The sequence below is a fragment of the Pseudomonas sp. FH1 genome (genome assembly GCF_000510895.2).
GTDB lineage: Bacteria > Pseudomonadota > Gammaproteobacteria > Pseudomonadales > Pseudomonadaceae > Aquipseudomonas > Aquipseudomonas azotoformans_A.
Window position 1 is genome coordinate 20,198 of the sequence record NZ_AOHM01000123.1, and the last position, 16,214, is coordinate 36,411.

At 61.2% G+C, this 16,214-nt stretch carries 15 protein-coding genes; 9 read left to right on the plus strand and 6 right to left on the minus strand.

The annotated features are described in order from the left end of the window. The first annotated feature begins 90 nt into the window (after positions 1–90). On the plus strand, positions 91–3,801 hold the full coding sequence (gene metH / locus H096_RS26190; RefSeq protein ID WP_033902257.1) for a methionine synthase: 3,711 nt from the start codon (positions 91–93) through the stop codon (positions 3,799–3,801). Positions 3,802–3,853: 52 nt separating this feature from the next. Then, positions 3,854–4,072 carry a DUF2970 domain-containing protein gene (locus tag H096_RS26195; protein WP_033902258.1) on the plus strand — a complete coding sequence of 73 codons (219 nt, stop codon included), beginning with the start codon at positions 3,854–3,856 and terminating at the stop codon, positions 4,070–4,072. On the opposite strand, the gene H096_RS26200 is transcribed toward H096_RS26195, so the two are convergent. Then, complete coding sequence (locus H096_RS26200; protein WP_033902259.1) at positions 4,069–5,130, minus strand: ABC transporter substrate-binding protein; 1,062 nt, start codon at positions 5,128–5,130, stop codon at positions 4,069–4,071. The genes H096_RS26195 and H096_RS26200 overlap by 4 nt on opposite strands. 674 nt (positions 5,131–5,804) lie before the next feature. Between H096_RS26200 and H096_RS26205 the strand changes: the two genes are divergently transcribed. Beyond that, a complete protein-coding gene (locus H096_RS26205; protein ID WP_033902260.1) occupies positions 5,805–7,463 on the plus strand; it encodes a nitrite/sulfite reductase in 1,659 nt (552 codons plus the stop codon). Then, on the plus strand, positions 7,447–7,941 hold the full coding sequence (locus H096_RS26210) for a DUF934 domain-containing protein (protein WP_033902261.1): 495 nt from the start codon (positions 7,447–7,449) through the stop codon (positions 7,939–7,941). The genes H096_RS26205 and H096_RS26210 overlap by 17 nt, the downstream gene beginning before the upstream one ends. A 41-nt stretch (positions 7,942–7,982) precedes the next feature. Here H096_RS26210 and H096_RS26215 read toward each other — a convergent pair whose 3' ends face one another. Further along, positions 7,983–8,387: a MerR family transcriptional regulator gene (locus H096_RS26215; RefSeq protein ID WP_033902262.1), complete on the minus strand. Its 405-nt coding sequence runs from the start codon at positions 8,385–8,387 to the stop codon at positions 7,983–7,985. A gap of 71 nt (positions 8,388–8,458) precedes the next feature. Between H096_RS26215 and H096_RS26220 the strand changes: the two genes are divergently transcribed. Beyond that, positions 8,459–9,691 carry an NADH:flavin oxidoreductase/NADH oxidase family protein gene (locus tag H096_RS26220; protein WP_033902263.1) on the plus strand — a complete coding sequence of 411 codons (1,233 nt, stop codon included), beginning with the start codon at positions 8,459–8,461 and terminating at the stop codon, positions 9,689–9,691. 77 nt (positions 9,692–9,768) lie between these two features. Further along, positions 9,769–11,493: a ubiquinone-dependent pyruvate dehydrogenase gene (poxB, locus tag H096_RS26225; RefSeq protein ID WP_033902264.1), complete on the plus strand. Its 1,725-nt coding sequence runs from the start codon at positions 9,769–9,771 to the stop codon at positions 11,491–11,493. Here the strand turns inward: poxB and H096_RS26230 are convergent. Further along, the gene (locus H096_RS26230) at positions 11,490–12,341 is read right to left on the minus strand and encodes a LysR family transcriptional regulator (RefSeq protein ID WP_033902265.1); all 852 of its coding nucleotides are present in this window, start codon (positions 12,339–12,341) and stop codon (positions 11,490–11,492) included. The genes poxB and H096_RS26230 overlap by 4 nt on opposite strands. 95 nt (positions 12,342–12,436) lie before the next feature. Between H096_RS26230 and H096_RS26235 the strand changes: the two genes are divergently transcribed. Beyond that, positions 12,437–13,066, plus strand: a complete 630-nt coding sequence (locus tag H096_RS26235) for an NAD(P)H-dependent oxidoreductase (RefSeq protein WP_033902266.1) — start codon at positions 12,437–12,439, stop codon at positions 13,064–13,066. 140 nt (positions 13,067–13,206) lie between these two features. Here H096_RS26235 and H096_RS26240 read toward each other — a convergent pair whose 3' ends face one another. Continuing rightward, positions 13,207–13,764 carry an NAD(P)H-dependent oxidoreductase gene (locus tag H096_RS26240; RefSeq protein ID WP_033902267.1) on the minus strand — a complete coding sequence of 186 codons (558 nt, stop codon included), beginning with the start codon at positions 13,762–13,764 and terminating at the stop codon, positions 13,207–13,209. A gap of 227 nt (positions 13,765–13,991) precedes the next feature. On the opposite strand from H096_RS26240, the gene H096_RS26245 reads away from it, so the two are divergent. After that, on the plus strand, positions 13,992–14,228 hold the full coding sequence (locus H096_RS26245; protein ID WP_016979714.1) for a hypothetical protein: 237 nt from the start codon (positions 13,992–13,994) through the stop codon (positions 14,226–14,228). A 61-nt stretch (positions 14,229–14,289) separates the two neighbouring features. On the opposite strand, the gene H096_RS26250 is transcribed toward H096_RS26245, so the two are convergent. Beyond that, complete coding sequence (locus tag H096_RS26250) at positions 14,290–14,634, minus strand: hypothetical protein (RefSeq protein WP_033902314.1); 345 nt, start codon at positions 14,632–14,634, stop codon at positions 14,290–14,292. A 108-nt stretch (positions 14,635–14,742) separates the two neighbouring features. On the opposite strand from H096_RS26250, the gene H096_RS26255 reads away from it, so the two are divergent. Further along, positions 14,743–15,636 carry a LysR substrate-binding domain-containing protein gene (locus H096_RS26255; protein ID WP_033902268.1) on the plus strand — a complete coding sequence of 298 codons (894 nt, stop codon included), beginning with the start codon at positions 14,743–14,745 and terminating at the stop codon, positions 15,634–15,636. Here the strand turns inward: H096_RS26255 and H096_RS26260 are convergent. Further along, a complete protein-coding gene (locus H096_RS26260; RefSeq protein ID WP_082461863.1) occupies positions 15,633–16,214 on the minus strand; it encodes a GNAT family N-acetyltransferase in 582 nt (193 codons plus the stop codon). The two genes, H096_RS26255 and H096_RS26260, sit on opposite strands and share 4 nt — an antisense overlap.

Here is a 16,214-nt window from a genome sequence, read left to right on the forward strand (position 1 = left end):
ACGATATTCATGCAAAAACTGCGCATGCTCTAAATCGGCACAGGTTTGTTATGATTCACGCCCTCCGAAATGCCTGACCAGAGTAGTCCCATGTCCGATCGTAGCGTTCGTCTGCAAGCCCTTCATCAAGCCCTCAAGGAACGTATCCTGATCCTCGACGGCGGTATGGGCACGATGATCCAGAGCTACAAGCTTGAGGAAAACGACTACCGTGGCAAACGCTTCGCCGATTGGCCAAGCGACGTCAAGGGTAACAACGACCTGCTGGTGATCACCCGTCCGGACGTGATCGGTGGCATCGAAAAAGCCTACCTGGATGCCGGTGCCGACATCCTCGAAACCAACACCTTCAACGCCACGCGCATCTCCATGGCCGACTACGGCATGGAAGAACTGGCCTATGAGCTAAACGTAGAAGGCGCACGCCTGGCGCGCAAGATCGCCGACGCCAAGACCGCCGAAAACCCGGCCAAGCCGCGTTTCGTCGCCGGCGTGCTCGGCCCGACCAGCCGCACCTGCTCGCTGTCGCCCGACGTCAACAACCCCGGCTACCGCAACGTAACCTTCGATGAGCTGGTGGAGAACTACACCGAGGCCACCAAAGGGCTGATCGAAGGCGGCGCCGACCTGATCCTGATCGAGACCATTTTCGACACCCTCAACGCCAAGGCCGCGATCTTTGCCGTGCAGGGCGTGTTCGAGGCATTGAACATCGAACTGCCGATCATGATCTCCGGCACCATCACCGACGCCTCCGGCCGCACCCTGTCGGGCCAAACCACCGAAGCGTTCTGGAACTCCGTGGCCCACGCCAAGCCGATTTCCGTCGGCCTGAACTGCGCCCTCGGTGCCAGCGAGCTGCGTCCGTACCTGGAAGAGTTGTCGAACAAGGCCAACACCCACGTTTCTGCGCACCCGAACGCCGGCCTGCCGAACGAGTTCGGCGAGTACGATGAATTGCCGTCACAAACCGCCAAGGTCATCGAAGAGTTCGCCCAGAGCGGCTTTCTCAACATTGTCGGCGGTTGCTGCGGTACCACGCCGGGCCACATCGAGGCCATCGCCAAGGCCGTGGCCGGTTACGCGCCGCGCCAGATCCCGGATATCCCCAAGGCCTGCCGCCTGTCGGGCCTGGAACCTTTCACCATCGACCGCAGCTCGTTGTTCGTCAACGTCGGTGAGCGCACCAACATCACCGGCTCGGCCAAGTTCGCCCGCCTGATCCGCGAGGACAACTACACCGAAGCCCTGGAAGTCGCCCTGCAGCAGGTGGAAGCCGGCGCCCAGGTGATCGACATCAACATGGACGAGGGCATGCTGGATTCGAAGAAGGCCATGGTGACCTTCCTCAATCTGATTGCCGGCGAGCCGGACATCTCCCGCGTGCCGATCATGATCGACTCCTCCAAGTGGGAAGTGATCGAGGCTGGCCTCAAGTGCATCCAGGGCAAGGGCATCGTCAACTCCATCAGCATGAAGGAAGGTGTGGAGCAGTTCATCCACCACGCCAAGCTGTGCAAGCGCTACGGCGCCGCCGTGGTAGTGATGGCGTTCGACGAAGCCGGCCAGGCCGACACCGAAGCGCGCAAGAAAGAGATCTGCAAACGCTCCTACGACATCCTGGTGAACGAAGTCGGCTTCCCGCCGGAAGACATCATCTTCGACCCGAACATCTTCGCGGTCGCCACCGGGATTGAAGAGCACAACAACTACGCCGTCGACTTCATCAACGCCTGTGCCTACATCCGCGATGAACTGCCCTACGCATTGAGCTCCGGCGGCGTGTCCAACGTGTCGTTCTCGTTCCGTGGCAACAACCCGGTGCGTGAGGCGATCCACTCGGTGTTCCTGCTGTATGCGATCCGCAACGGCCTGACCATGGGCATCGTCAACGCCGGCCAGTTGGAGATCTACGACCAGATCCCGGCCGAGCTGCGTGACGCCGTGGAAGACGTGGTGCTCAACCGCACGCCGGACGGCACCGACGCCCTCCTCGCCATCGCCGACAAGTACAAGGGCGACGGCAGCGTCAAAGAAGCCGAGACCGAAGAATGGCGCGGCTGGCCGGTGAACAAGCGCCTGGAACACGCGCTGGTCAAGGGCATCACCACGCATATTGTCGAGGACACCGAAGAATCGCGACTGTCGTTCGCGCGCCCTATCGAAGTGATCGAAGGCCCGCTGATGTCCGGCATGAACATCGTCGGCGACCTGTTTGGCGCGGGCAAAATGTTCCTGCCCCAAGTGGTGAAATCCGCCCGCGTGATGAAGCAGGCCGTGGCCCACTTGATCCCGTTCATCGAGCTGGAAAAAGGCGACAAGCCCGAAGCCAAGGGCAAGATCCTGATGGCCACGGTAAAAGGCGACGTGCATGACATCGGCAAGAACATCGTCGGCGTGGTGCTAGGCTGCAACGGCTACGACATCGTCGACCTCGGCGTGATGGTGCCGGCGGAGAAGATCCTGCAGGTGGCCAAGGAGCAGAAGTGCGACATCATCGGGCTGTCCGGCCTGATCACGCCGTCCCTGGACGAGATGGTGCACGTGGCCCGTGAGATGCAGCGCCAGGACTTCCACCTGCCGCTGATGATCGGTGGCGCCACCACCTCCAAGGCGCACACAGCGGTGAAGATCGAGCCCAAGTACAGCAACGATGCCGTGGTGTATGTCACCGACGCCTCGCGTGCGGTCGGCGTGGCGACTCAGTTGCTGTCCAAGGAGCTGAAAGCCGGCTTCGTGGAGCGTACCCGCGAGGAATACGTGGAAGTGCGTGAACGCACCGCAAACCGCAGCGCCCGCACCGAACGCCTGAGCTACCCGGCCGCCATCGCCAAGAAGCCGCAGTTCGACTGGAGCACCTACACGCCGGTAGTGCCGACCTTTACCGGCGCCAAGGTGCTGGACAATATCGACCTCAAGGTGCTGGCCGAGTACATCGACTGGACGCCGTTCTTCATTTCCTGGGACCTGGCGGGGAAATTCCCACGCATTCTGACTGATGAAGTTGTCGGTGAAGCGGCGACCGCGCTGTACGCCGATGCCCGGGAAATGCTCAAGAAACTGATCGACGAAAAACTCATCAGCGCCCGCGCGGTATTCGGCTTCTGGCCGGCCAATCAGGTGAAGGACGACGACCTGGAAGTCTACGGTGACGACGGCCAGCCAATCGCCAAGTTGCACCACCTGCGCCAGCAGATCATCAAGACCGACGGCAAGCCGAACTTCTCCCTGGCCGACTTCGTGGCGCCCAAGGACAGCGGCGTGACCGACTACATCGGTGGTTTCATCACCACTGCCGGCATCGGCGCCGAAGAAGTGGCCAAGGTCTACCAGGACGCGGGCGACGACTACAACTCGATCATGGTCAAGGCCCTGGCCGACCGCCTGGCCGAAGCCTGCGCCGAGTGGCTGCACCAGCAAGTGCGTAAAGACTACTGGGGTTACGCCAAGGACGAGCAACTGGACAACGAGGCGCTGATCAAGGAGCAGTACAGCGGCATCCGCCCTGCCCCGGGCTACCCGGCGTGCCCGGACCACACCGAGAAAGGCACCTTGTTCCAACTGCTGGACCCGGAGGCACGCGAGATGGAAGCGGGCCGCAGCGGCGTGTTCCTCACCGAGCACTACGCGATGTTCCCGGCGGCAGCGGTCAGCGGTTGGTACTTTGCCCACCCGCAGGCGCAGTACTTTGCCGTGGGCAAGATCGACAAGGACCAGGTGGCGAGCTATACAGCGCGCAAAGGCCAGGACCTTAGCGTGACCGAGCGTTGGTTGGCGCCGAACCTGGGTTACGACAACTAAGCCAGGCGGGATTGTCTATGCTGTCCCTCACACACCTTGTGTCGAGGGATGTATGGACGATCCAGTCAACAACAAGCCCCCTACCTTCTGGCAAATGCTGCACAGCGTGATGGCGGCCGCGTTTGGCGTGCAAAGCGGCAAGAACCGCGCCCGCGACTTCACACACGGCAAACCCAGCCACTTTGTAGTGCTGGGCATTCTGTTCACGGCGGTGTTTGCCTTGACGCTGTTCGGCATCGTCAAGCTGGTGCTGCTGTTGGCCGGTGTCTAGCGCAGCAGCAGTTGCAGGCTGAACGGGTAACGGTAGGACGCCGGCTTGCCGACGGCAGACAGTGCGCGAAAATCAACGGGCGCCGTGGGCCCCAGCAAGCGTTGTGCCTGGGAGGCGTCTATCAGCTGGAACAGCGCTTGCTGGCGGTCACGCCCACCATGGGCGCTGATATCCACGCCCTTGGCGTCATCATTGATCAACACCATCGCCCAGCCGCCCAGGGTGAAATGCCCGGCGACCAGCGTACTCAAGCGCCCTTCCAGCCGCGCCTGCAAGATCTGCGGCGAACTGTTCACCGCGCTGAACAACACCTCCTTGCCCGGCACGCGCCCGCTGTCCTGTAACGCCTGCATGGCACCCAGCGCCATCTCGTCGTTGGCCGACCACACCAGCGCGGTTTGCGGATAGCGCTTGAACAGCAGCGTGGCTTGCTCGAACGCACGTTGACGGCTCCATTCGCCGTAGACCAACTGGCGCAGGCGTACTTCAGGGTGCTCGGCCAGGGCGCGGTGCAAGCCCTGTTCGCGCAATTGCGCGGCAGGGGTGGTCTTGGTGCCGGAGAATGCCAGCAGGTCGATGGTCTCACCGGCTGCGACCGGACCGTGCTGGCGCAGTAGATCGGTGAGCATCAGGTAGCCGGCCTGTTCGTCGTCGGCAACCATGCTGGCGATCCAGCCTGCACTGTTGCCGAGCAATTGCACCTGATCGGCGGTCAGCGCGTTGTTCACGATCAGCAGCTTCACCCCACTGCCCTGGGCCATGCGCAGGATCTGCGGGGCGACGTACTGCTCGTTCACCAGCACCAGATAATCCGGCCGCTCGCTGCCTTGCAGTGCTTCGCGGGCCTGGCTCAGGGTGTTATGGGCGTCACGCTCGGCATAGCGCACACGCAAATGCAGGCCGAGGTCCTTGGCACCGGCCTGCATGAATTGCGCGTAGCTGACCCAGAAGGTTTCCGTCGACATGCCAGGGTTGAGAAACACCACCGACGTGGCATGGGCCATCGCCCCGTACGCCGATCCCAGCAACCACACACACGCAATCAGCACCTTCGACATGGATGTTCAAGCCTTGAATATTGACCGCCATGATAGTGGCATTGCGACAGTCAATCGAGGCTGTTTACTGGTGGCTTACCCAGAACACGGCAGTTCCCACGACCAGAATGATCAGGAACAGGATGGCCCAGGCATCAACGGTACTGTCGGGTTTACGGGCTTTTGTCGGATTGCTCATCGCATCGCCTCTTGTCGGTTTTATAGGTGATTGCTAGGGGGCGTTCTCATCGATTTTCCCCGCCGCGCCGGGTCTGCTGCTGTGCAGGGCAAGGCGCGAGAAGCGTAGTTTGGTTTTTCCAAATAAGCTTCGAGCAACGCAGCCCTGCACAGCAGCAGGCCCGGCCCTTCGGGTTGTGCCTGAAAGCGGGCCATGCTGCGTTGCAGGCCTTGGAAAGGGAACACCATTCCCGGCGGCCTGCGCCTTGCCTGGCCCGCTTTAAGACACAACGCGGCGGGGAAAATCGATGAGAACGCCCCCTAAACACGCTCACAGTAAAGTTGACGATTGCCCGCATGACAAATGTGGGTATGGCGATAACGGTTCTCATTAGGCGATTTGGTTATTTGCATATACTCAAACATCACTTTTGCGCATAAACGCAAACTGGTATCGTGCGCCGGCTCCGTTGGGAGTGCGCGGCCGTGCGCGCAGATTTGCCGAGAACAGGACCTATATGTACGTATACGACGAATACGATCAGCGCATCATCGAGGACCGCGTCAAGCAGTTCCGTGATCAGACCCGACGCTATCTGGCAGGTGAACTGAGCGAAGAAGAGTTCCGCCCTCTGCGCCTGCAAAATGGCCTTTATGTTCAGCGCTTTGCGCCGATGCTGCGGGTGGCCGTGCCCTATGGCCAACTGACGTCGCGCCAGACGCGCATGATGGCCAAGATTGCCCGCGACTTCGACAAAGGCTATGCCCACATCAGTACCCGCCAGAACGTACAGTTCAACTGGCCGGCGCTGGAAGATGTGCCGGACATCCTGGCTGAATTGGCCACCGTGCAGATGCACGCCATTCAGACCAGCGGTAACTGCCTGCGCAACGTGACCACCGACCAATTCGCCGGTGTTGCCGCCGACGAGCTGATCGACCCACGCCCCTGGTGCGAAATCGTCCGCCAATGGACCACCTTCCACCCGGAATTCGCCTACCTGCCGCGCAAGTTCAAGATCGCCATCAATGGCTCGACCTCGGACCGTGCGGCCATCGAAGTGCACGATATCGGCCTGGAGCCGGTGCACAACGCAGCCGGCGAGCTGGGCTTTCGCGTATTGGTCGGTGGCGGCCTGGGCCGTACCCCGGTGGTCGGTGCCTTCATCAACGAATTCTTGCCGTGGCAAGACCTGTTGAGCTACCTCGACGCGATCCTGCGGGTCTACAACCGCTACGGCCGTCGTGACAACAAGTACAAGGCCCGGATCAAGATCCTGGTCAAGGCGCTGACCCCTGAGGTGTTCGCCCAGAAAGTCGACGCCGAGATGGAACACCTGCGCGGCGGCCAGACCACCCTGACCGAAGCCGAAGTGCACCGCGTCGCCAAGCACTTCGTCGACCCTGAATACAAAGCCCTGAGCAATCAGGACGCCGAGTTCGCAGCGCTGGACCAAGAACACCCAGGCTTCGCCCGCTGGCGTGGCCGCAACACCCTGGCGCACAAGAAGCCGGGATACGTGGCGGTGACCCTGTCGCTGAAACCGACCGGTGTTGCACCGGGCGATATCACCGACAAGCAGCTGGACGCCGTCGCCGACCTGGCCGAGCGCTACAGCTTCGGTCAACTGCGCACCTCCCACGAGCAGAACATCATCCTCGCGGACGTCGAACAGAGCCAACTGTTCACCCTGTGGGGCGAGCTGCGCGAAGGCGGTTTCGCCACGCCGAATATCGGCCTGCTGACCGACATCATCTGCTGCCCGGGCGGCGACTTCTGCTCCCTGGCCAACGCCAAGTCGATCCCGATTGCCGAATCGATCCAGCGCCGTTTCGACGACCTGGATTACCTGTTCGACATCGGCGAGCTGGACCTGAACATTTCCGGTTGCATGAACGCCTGTGGTCACCACCACGTCGGCCACATCGGCATCCTGGGCGTGGACAAGAAAGGCGAAGAATTCTACCAAGTGTCCCTGGGTGGCAGCGCCAGCCGCGATGCGAGCCTGGGCAAGATCCTCGGCCCATCCTTCGCCCAGGAAGCCATGCCTGAGGTGATCGGCAAGTTGATCGATGTGTACATCGAACAGCGCACCGAAGATGAGCGTTTCATCGACACCTACCAGCGCATCGGCATCGACCTGTTCAAGGAGCGCGTCTATGCAGCGAATCATTAAGAACAACGAAGTCCTCGACGAAACCTGGCACCTGCTGCCCAAGGACGCGAGCTTCGACGGCATTTCCAACTGCGACGACCTGATCGTGCCGTTGGCCCTGTGGCGCGAACACGCGCACGCCCTCAAGGCCCGCGATGGCGGCCTGGGCGTATGGCTGGATGCAGAGGAAGAAGCCGAAGAAATCGGTGACGACGTGGAGCACTTCCAGGTCATAGCCCTTAACTTCCCGGCCTTCACCGACGGTCGCAATTACTCCAACGCCCGCTTGCTACGTGACCGTTATGGCTACAAAGGCGAGCTGCGCGCGATTGGCGATGTGCTGCGCGACCAACTGTTCTACCTGCGCCGCTGCGGGTTCGATGCCTTCGCCCTGCGCGCCGACAAAGACCCCTACGAAGCGCTGGAAAGCCTCAAGGACTTCTCGGTGACGTACCAGGCCGCCACGGATGAACCTCTGCCGTTGTTCCGTCGTCGCTGAGTCTTGGCGCATGAAAAAGCCCTGGCATGCCAGGGCTTTTTTTATGCATTGAGTTTGATCGACGCCAGCACCTGCTTTTGCCCCATGCTGCACGGCACACCTTCGGGCTGCGCCCGCACCGCTTCGATCACTCCCAGCAATTGCGCCTTGCTATGAGCCAGTTGCGCTTGCATCTCTTCGATCTGCGCCACCTTGCGCTCCAGCGCCTCGATCAGCTCTTCACGCTTATGCTCACCCGGCGCAGGCATCAGCGCCTTGAGTTCCTGCAAGGTAAAACCGGCCTGTTGCGCGCTCTGAATCAGCTGCAACGTCTGCAATGCTTCCGCCGAGTAGCGCCGATAACCATTGGCCTGACGCCCCACCTGGCTGATCAGCCCCTCGGCCTCATAAAAGCGGATCCGCGACGCCGCCAGCCCACTCTGCTTTGCCAGCTCACCAATATTCATCGCCGCACCTGCTTGACATTAAAGTTAACTTTAAGCTTAGCCTGAGGCCTCCCCCGCTCAGGAGTCAACCCATGTCACCCTTTGAAGCCCTGCAACTGCCCAATGGCCAAGTCCTCTCCAACCGCATCGCCAAGGCCGCGATGGAAGAAAACATGGCCGACGGCAATCAGGCACCGTCCCCTGAACTGAAGCAGCTGTACAAGGCTTGGGCGCAGGGCGAGCCTGGCTTGTTGATCACCGGCAACGTGATGGTCGACCGCCGCGCCATGACCGGCCCTGGCGGCGTGGCCCTCGAAGACGAGCAGCACCTGGCGAGCTTTCGCGAGTGGACCGACGTGGCGCGCGGCAACGGCGTGCACTTCTGGGTTCAGCTCAGCCACCCAGGCCGCCAGACACCGGCCAACTTGCGCCAGCAAGCCATTGCACCGTCCGCCGTGGCGCTCGACCTGGGCGGTTTCTCCAAGATGTTTGCCACGCCCAAGGCCATGACCGAGGACGATATCCAGGATGTGATCCAGCGCTTTGCCACCAGCGCACGCCTGGCTGAAAAAGCCGGGTTTACCGGCGTGCAGATCCACGGCGCCCATGGCTACTTGCTCAGCCAGTTCCTGTCGCCGTTGAGCAATCAACGCACCGACCGCTGGGGCGGCTCCCTGGAGAACCGCGCGCGGTTGTTGCTGGAAGTGATCCGTGCGGTACGCGCCAACGTCAGCCCGTCGTTTTGTGTCGCCGTCAAACTCAACTCCGCCGACTTCCAACGGGGCGGTTTTGCAGAAGCCGATGCACGCGCCGTGGTCGAAATGCTCAACCCGCTGCCCATCGACCTGCTGGAATTATCCGGCGGCAGTTACGAAGCACCGGCCATGCAAGGCGAAGCGCGTGACGGCCGTACCCTGGCGCGGGAGGCGTACTTCCTGGAGTTCGCCAGCCAACTGGCGACCATTGCCAAGATGCCGGTGATGGTCACCGGCGGCATCCGTCGCCTGCCCATCGTGCAACAGGTGCTGGACAGCGGCGTCGCCATGGCCGGGATCGCCACGGCCCTGACCCTGGAACCGCAGTTGATCCAGCACTGGCGTGAGGGCCGCGACCCCCACCCACAACTCAAGCCCATCGATTGGAAGCGCAAACCCCTGGCCTCCCTCGCCGTCCTTGCCGTGGTGCGCTACCAGATGCGCCGCCTCAGCCGCGGCCATTTGCCCAAGGCCAACGTCGCGCCGTGCATGGCGCTGGTGCGTGACCAATGGTTTCTGGCGCGACGCACCCGGCAATACCGGGCGGCCATGACGCAATCTTCACATTAAAGGATGAACATCCGCCGTGATCGAACTGTCCCCTATTGATCAGCAGTTTTTAACCTCACTGACGATTGGAGTTCTTCATGGCGAAAATCAACCTGGCCCAGCAATTGGCGACAACCCTTGAACAGGCGGGGATCAAGCGCATCTGGGGCCTGACCGGCGACAGCCTCAACGGCCTCACCGACGCCCTGCGCACCATGGACAGTATCGAGTGGATGCATGTGCGTCATGAGGAGGTGGCTGCGTTCGCCGCCGGCGCCGAAGCGGCGGCCACCGGAGAACTGACTGTGTGCGCCGGCAGTTGTGGGCCGGGCAACCTGCATTTGATCAATGGCCTGTTCGACTGCCATCGCAATCATGTGCCGGTGCTGGCGATTGCCGCGCAGATCCCGTCGTCGGAGATCGGCCTGAACTACTTCCAGGAAACCCATCCGCAGGAACTGTTCAAGGAGTGCAGCCACTTTATCGAGCTGGTCACCAACCCCGAACAGATGCCTCACGTGCTGCACCGCGCCATGCGGTCGGCGATCCTCAATCGCGGCGTGGCGGTGGTGGTGATTCCGGGCGATGTGTCGCTGCTGGAAGTCGAAGACAAGCTCAAGCCGTGGCCCGCCTTGCATGCGCCACGCACGCTGCCGGCGGAGCAGGACCTGCAACGCCTCACCGAGATCCTGGAAAGCAGCCAGAAAACCACCCTGCTGTGTGGCAGCGGCTGTGCCGGCGCCCATGACCAGGTGGTGGCCCTGGCCGACGCCCTCGGCGCCCCTGTGGTACACGCCCTGCGCGGTAAAGAACACGTGGAATGGGACAACCCGTTCGACGTGGGCATGACCGGCCTGATCGGCTTCAGCTCTGGCTACCATGCCATGCTCGACTGCGACACCTTGATCATGCTCGGCACCGACTTCCCCTACCGCCAGTTCTACCCAACCGACGCCAAGATCATTCAGGTCGACCGTAACCCGCAGGCCCTCGGCCGCCGCGCCACACTGGACCTGGGCATTGCCGCGGATGTCAGCGAAACCATCGGCGCCCTGCTGCCGCGCCTGACGCGCAAGACCGATCGCAGCTTTCTCGAAACGTCCCTGAAGCATTACGAGAAAGCCCGCCAAGGGCTGGACGACCTCGCTCAACCCTCAAAAGCCAATCGACCGATTCACCCGCAATACGTCGCACGCTTGCTCAGTGAATTGGCGGATGACGATGCAATCTTTACCGCCGATGTCGGATCGCCCACCGTGTGGGCTGCGCGCTATTTGAAGATGAATGGCAAGCGCCGCCTGATCGGTTCGTTCAACCACGGCTCGATGGCCAATGCCATGCCCCAGGCGATAGGTGCGCAAGCAGCCTTTCCGGATCGGCAGGTGATCTCGATGTCGGGTGACGGTGGTTTCGCCATGCTGATGGGGGATTTCATCTCGTTGGCGCAGCTGAAGCTGCCGGTGAAAGTCATCGTTTTCGATAACTCTTCCTTGGGGTTCGTAGCCATGGAAATGAAGGCAGCGGGCTATCTGGATGCCGGTACCGAGCTGAAAAACCCGGACTTCGCCGCCATGTCCAACGCCATGGGCATCCTCGGCATTCGCGTGGAGCAGTCCGAAGACCTGGAACCGGCCCTGCGCCGCGCCCTCGCCCATGACGGCCCGGTGCTGGTGGACGTAGTCACCGCGACCCAGGAGCTGGTGATGCCGCCGACCATCAAGCTGGAACAGGCCAAGGGGTTCAGCCTGTATATGCTCAAGGCGGTGATGAGTGGCCGTGGCGATGAGGTGATCGAGCTGGCGCGCACCAACTGGTTGCGCTAGCGCAAGGAAGCGCCGTAGCGGACCACTACTTCGGTGATCACCTCGACCATGCGTGGATCCGCCTCCGGCGCGCTGAACAGGCGGAACTCGGCATCGGGCAATTCGGGTAACCCGTGCTCGGCGCCGAGTACCGTCAAGCCGGGCACCAGTTGGCTGCGCGCGATCGGTGCAATGGCAAACCCCGCCAACGCAGCGGCATGCAGCGCCGCATAGCTTGAGCACAGCATAGCGGTACGCTGAACGATGCCCGCCTGGGCCAGACGTGAAAGCGCCGCTTCGCGATAAGGGCAAGGCTCGGGAAACAGCGCCAAGGGCAAGGGCGTCGGCAACGTCGTCAGCGGTTGCGCAGACCAGGCCCACACCAGCGGCTCCTGCCACAGCGCCAGGCCAGGCTCGCTGGATTCGCACAATGAACCGACCACAACATCCAGCTCGCCCTGCTTCATCAATGCCAGCAACGAACCGGGAATCCCCACCTGCACAGTGATTTGCAGGCCGGGGTATTGCGCGGCAACCTCCTGCAACTCGCGCAACAGACGCGCATCCGCGAACTCTTCCGACACTCCAACGCGCAGATTTCCTTCAAATGCCGAGCGCGTCAGCTCGGCCCAGGCATTGCGATTCAGCGCCAGGATGCCCCTTGCATACGCCATCAGGCGTTCGCCGTCAGGCGTCAGTTGCTGGGAGCGCGTGGTGCGGGTGAGCAAGGGCTTGCCCACCTGTTCCTCCAAACGACGCAGATGCCCGCTGACCGCCGATTGGGTGAGGTGCAAACGGGCAGCGGCGCGGCTGAAGCCTTCTTCATCCACCACGGCAACAAAGGTTTTTAGCAGGACGATATCGAACATATTCTGATAACAGATTAATCAGGCGATAAAACACGATTTATATTTCACCTGGCGCTATGTTGCAATGCTTGGGTCACCTTTCTCCGAGACCTGCCATGACCACCCTCCTGCACATCGAATGCTCACCGCGCAAACAGCGCTCCGCCTCTTTGGAAATCGCCCGCCAGTTTATCGCGCGGTATCAGCAGAACGCGCCCGACACCCAGGTCAATACCCTGGACCTCTGGGCGCTGGACCTGCCCGAATTCGACGGCCCGATCATGGACGCCAAATACGCCGGGCTCAGTGGAACGCTCATGAGCGAAGAACAAGCCCTCGCCTGGGAAACGCTGAAAAGGCTGGCGGCCCAACTGCATCAGGCTGACGTGCTGGTGTTCTCGGTTCCGCTGTGGAATTTCGCCGTGCCCTACAAGCTCAAGCACTTTATCGACGTGGTGTCGCAGAAGGACGTGTTGTTCGAATTCAGCCCGGAGCACGGGTTGCGCGGGCTGCTGCGCAACAAGACGGCGGTGAACGTGTATGCGCGGGGTATGGATTTTTCGGCGCCGGACACCCAGGCGATGGATTTCCAGAAGCCTTACATGGAGGCCTGGCTAGGCTTTATCGGGGTGACGGATGTGCACTCGCTCTATGTGGAGAAGACCATCTTGGGGCCGGAGGTCGATCAGGCGTCGCGCCTGAAAAGCACGGAGTTGGCGTTGTTGCTTGCGGATCAGTTGGCCTGACACGCGGGGGAAAAACTGATGTGAACACTGTACCTGTGGCGAGGGAGCTTGCTCCCGCTGGGCCGCGAAGCGGCCCCAAAAGATGGGCCTGCTGCGCAGTCCAGCGGGAGCAAGCTCCCTCGCCACAAAGTCCGGAGTATTCAGCCGTGCTGTTTTTCGACCCACTTGCCATAGGCGTCAATGAACGCCTGCAAGAACGGCTTGGTCTTTTCCGAGACCTTGCCCTCCTCGTCAAACACACTGCCCGCGCCGCCCAGATAGGCCTCCGGCTGCTGCATGCACGGTATATCGAGGAACACCAGGGACTGGCGCAGGTGATGGTTGGCGCCAAATCCACCAATCGCACCCGGCGATACACTGATGATCGCCCCCGGCTTGCCACTCCAGGCGCTCTGCCCGTAAGGCCGCGAACCGACGTCGATGGCGTTCTTCAACGGGGCGGGCACGGAGCGGTTGTATTCCGGGGTCACGAACAACACCGCGTCGGATGAACTCACGTGTTTGCGGAAAGTACTGTAGGCTGCCGGCGGTGTCGCCCCGTCAATGTCTTCGTTGTAGAGCGGCAAATCGCCAATTTCCACAATGTTCAACTTCAGGTTGGCCGGGGCCAGTTCGGCCAGTGCCAGTGCGACCTTGCGGTTGATCGAGTCTTTTCTCAAGCTGCCGACCACGACGGCTACGGTGTAGACCTTGCTCATTGGGGTTTCCCGACGTCTGACTAAAGGAGCTTGTAGTTATAGAGTCTTCGCGGCGTGTTCACCAGAAGGTTTTGATATTCCTGCGGGCGTTTGCCTGGCACTGCGACACGTAGGAAGCATCTGAAAATATCAGCGAATAGTATTTTTATTCCGTAAGTAAACTACCCCGCTCCATGACGGTCTACAGAACCGCAAATCGAGTGTTTATCTCCAGAGGTTCTAAACAGATGGCAGCAGTATTAGTCGGACAGTTTCATGCCAGAGACGCAGAAGGACGCGTGTATTCGGTGCATGAGTTCCAGGAATCCAACCCGGCGCAAGGCGACCTGGCTGGCTCGGCACCTACCACCACCTACAAGCTGGCCATTGGCGACCGTGTAGAGAAACTGGAAGGCGACGAATTCAAGTTGATCCAATCGGGCACCATTCTTGTGCGCGAATCGCAAACCACCCTCGCGTCATAAGATCTCGCCCTATCCACCTGCTCAGTCCTGGCCATTGACGGCATTGACTGGGCTGGGGTGATCACGGACGACGGATTTCCGTGACCTCGATGCCCCGCTCTCCCTGCACCTTCTTCAGCGTGACCATCAACCGCCCCCGCTCGCCTTCAACGGCATACAGCGAACGCTGGTAGCCCGCCGAGTTGTAGCCCGGATGCGCGACCACCTGCCTGACCAACTCCATGCCCAGCACCGAGCCCACCTGCTCGACCACCTGTTCCTGGGAACGGATATAGGCTTCAAGGGCCAGGTTTTCCGGCGCGGTTTCGTTCTGAGTGTCGAGGAGATAAGCAGCCACGCATCCGACGGTCACCAGGACCAGCAGTTGCTTGGCCGTTACCCCGAGAAAAATCGAGGGTAAAGGCATATAGACCAGACCTGTTTTTGTTGTTAATGCCGGTAGCCGGCTGTGGTCGTTGATGATCAGCATCGCCATTCTATTGAATACCGGGCCCGCTGCACATAGACTCCGGCGATGCGTTTACGTCATATCGAAGTGATTCAGGCCATCTTGCAGACCGGACACCCAGGCTTGGCCGCCGAGTGGTTGCAACTCTCCGTGGGCGATGTGGACGCGGCGCTCAAGGACGCCGAGCAGCAGTTGGGTTTTATGCTGTTCGCCAGTGTGCGTGGACGTTTGCAGGCCACCCGGGAAACCCTGGAACTGCAAGCCGAAATCGCCCACGTCTATGAAGCGCTGGAGCCGGTGCAACGCTTGGCCAGCCGCTTGAAACATCATCATGCCCCCACCCTGCGCGCCCTGTGTACGCCGCCGCTGGCCAACCAACTGCTACCGCAAAGCATTGCAGCGTTGCGCCGACGTTTTCAGGACACACCGTGCAACCTGTCTAGCCAACCGACCCGAGAAATCGTCAGGAGCCTGCTGCTGCACGAGGCCGATGTGGGTTTGAGCCTGCATGATCCGGAACACCCGCAAATCCACAGCACGGTACTGGCCCAGGGCAAACTGCAATTGCTCGCCCCCCACGGCTGGCTCAAGCCCAAGCAGAAATACATCGCGCTACAGGACCTGGCCGGGCAATCGATGATCGGCCTGGAAGGCCAGGACCCGCTCAGCCGCCTGCTGGATGCCAAGCTGCAAGCCCTGCGCCCGCTACCCGTGGTGCAGACACGCGTACAGACCTACCAGATGATGCGCAGCATGGTGGAAGCGGGAGAAGGCCTGGCAGTGGTCGACCCCTTCACCGCGTTCGGCGCGCGTGAGGCTGGGCTGGATGCGTGCCCGGTGTCGCCACCGATCATGGTCAGCCTGTACGCGCTGACCCTCAAGGATGGCGTGACTTCGCCCGCGCTTAATGCGCTGCTGGAAATCGTGACGCAAAAGGCCGAGGGCCTGTTGGCAGGTTAAGTCTTGTCGACTTCGCTCTTGAACAGCCGATACCAGAATATCGCCACTTCACGGGTTTGCGGATCGATGCCGCGATAGCGCAGGTGATCGACCCCGCCCATCACATAACCGCAACGCTCGTACAATCGGCAGGCGCCCAGGTTGTTGTTCTGGGTTTCCAGCATCATGCCCGGCAGGTTCTTCTTGCGACTCCAGAACTGCGCCACATCCAGCAGCGCCTTGGCCACCCCGTGGCGCCGCGCGGGCAAGGCCACCGCCAGCTCGTCGACGTGGGCAAAACCGTTCCAGTTGGTGCTGACCACGATATGTCCCACCGGGCGATCATCCAGGTAGGCCATGAAGATCGCGCTGTCGGGCGCATCGCGGAAACTGGCGAACTCTTCAGGGTCGATGCCATAGCACTTGCGGTACGGCAGGATGCGCTCCACGGGCCATTGATCGACCCGCGTGCCCATCTGCGGCTCACCGTAGGCGCTGACTTCAAAGCTGAAGTCATTGCCCCACACGTAGGCATCAAAGCCTTCGTCGGCGACCCGTACACTGAGCCCCGGATACTTCGGGTTCATTACAGCTTGCAT